Origin of the sequence: Bacteroides sp. RTP31139st1_H2_RTP31139_211217 (assembly GCF_040227615.1) — a bacterium.
Lineage (GTDB): Bacteria > Bacteroidota > Bacteroidia > Bacteroidales > Bacteroidaceae > Bacteroides > Bacteroides uniformis.
In genome coordinates, this window is the sequence record NZ_JBCNZM010000060.1 from 1 (window position 1) to 1,745 (window position 1,745).

Consider the following 1,745-nt stretch of genomic DNA (forward strand, 5'->3'; position numbering starts at 1 on the left):
GCATAAACTTGTATGCGGTAACCCGAACTTTTAATCACTTTCTGCTCATCCGAACCGGCAGGAACATACTCCGAACCTATCAATGCCGCAATGCGTGCATCTTGATGGATAGTCACCTTGCCTTGTCCCGGCACATTACGTTCCAGGCTTTTCACAATATTATTCTGCGCTACAGAAATCGTTGCAAAAGCGAAACATGCAACTAAAAGTAAACCAAGCTTTTTCATGAGTCAATATCTTTATATAACGGAAAATGGAAAGCTGAAAATGGAAAACAGTTATGCAGATACGACATGCAATCCATTTTCAACTTTCAGCTTTCAACTATTTAATTAAAGGCATCGATGATACCCTTGAAGTCAGAAACCTTCAAGGCAGCACCACCAATCAGACCGCCGTCAACATCCGGGTTGGCAAACAGTTCCTTTGCATTAGAAGGCTTACAGCTGCCACCATAAAGGATAGAGCAGTTGTCAGCAATTTCCTTACCATACTTTTCAGCAATCAAGGAACGGATGAAAGCGTGGATTTCCTGTGCTTGTTCTGCAGTAGCAGTCTTACCGGTACCGATAGCCCAAACCGGCTCGTAAGCCAAAATAATCTTAGAGAAATCTTCGGCAGACAAAGAGAATACAGAAGCCAGCTGAGCGGCTACCACTTCATTCTGCTTGTTTGCTTCACGTTCTTCCAATACCTCACCGATACAGAAAATCGGAGTCAGACCGTTAGCCAAAGCCAATTTTACTTTTTCTTCCAGAATAGCAACTGTTTCACCATAGTAAGCACGACGTTCAGAGTGACCCAGAATGACATATTTTGCACCAGTAGAAGCAACCATAGCAGCTGATACTTCGCCGGTATATGCGCCTGACTCCTTGTCTGCACAGTTTTCTGCACCTACACCAATCTTGGCAGCGTCTACCAAAGGAGTAACAGATGCCAGGTGGATAAACGGAGTACAGATGATTACATCACAGTTAGGCTTTTCGTTAGCCAATGTTTCATTCAGTTCTTTTGCAAGAGCAATACCCTCTTGGAGGGTTTTGTTCATTTTCCAGTTTCCTGCAACAATGTTTTTTCTCATTTTGTTTTATTATTAAAAGGGTTAATGTATTTACTATTTGACAATTTACTATTTACTATTTGATACTATTGTTGTCTGAGGCGTTGTTTCTCCCGGCGCCTTACGACTAAAATATCGACACAAAGCACCATCATCAGAGGAAGGATGAACCACAGCAACACATAGCCTATTGTTTGTAAGTCACTTTCCTGCTTCTGCTTGCCCAATTCCAACTTGTCCAGGCTATCGGTCAGCACATATTCATCAGGCAGCCGGTTGTCACTCCACTTATTCAAAATTGTTCCGTCCTTTACCAACAGCAAACCGGGATTTGAACGGATAATGGTCTTCAGCGTAATATCATCTGTCTGGCAGAAAGGGTATTCCGCTCCAGTCTTGTCACGCCACAATTCTATCTCGTCTTCCGGAGATGAAGTCAAGGCATAAAAGCCATAACCATGCTCCACACTGTAATCGTATATTTCATTGATAAGGTCGATGTTACTGTCGTCCGCTCCTTCTATCCGATGGGCAACCAGCAGAAACGTATATCCTTTATCCGACAGTACGCTGTCCGTTATATCTTCCCATGTATCCAGACTCATCATGGAAAAATCATGAATGGGAGGTTCATAACCTTTTTCCTTCAGTATCGTACGCGATTCTACCCACGTCCATGTAC

The 1,745-nt window shown here is 43.0% G+C and carries 1 protein-coding gene and 2 pseudogenes; all 3 read right to left on the reverse strand.

Translation table 11 applies throughout. The features are described from left to right. A pseudogene (locus ABUA47_RS11740) lies at positions 1-227 on the reverse strand (SPOR domain-containing protein); the annotation flags it as partial. Between the two features lie 101 nt (positions 228-328). Beyond that, positions 329-1,084: a triose-phosphate isomerase gene (tpiA, locus tag ABUA47_RS11745; RefSeq protein ID WP_005829974.1), complete on the reverse strand. Its 756-nt coding sequence runs from the start codon at positions 1,082-1,084 to the stop codon at positions 329-331. A gap of 65 nt (positions 1,085-1,149) precedes the next feature. Further along, a pseudogene (locus ABUA47_RS11750) lies at positions 1,150-1,745 on the reverse strand (DoxX family protein); the annotation flags it as partial.

Excerpts from the sequence above, each read along its gene's own strand:
- tpiA (WP_005829974.1), bottom strand. The coding sequence starts at position 1,084 with ATGAGAAAAAACATTGTTGCAGGAAACTGGAAAATGAACAAAACCCTC.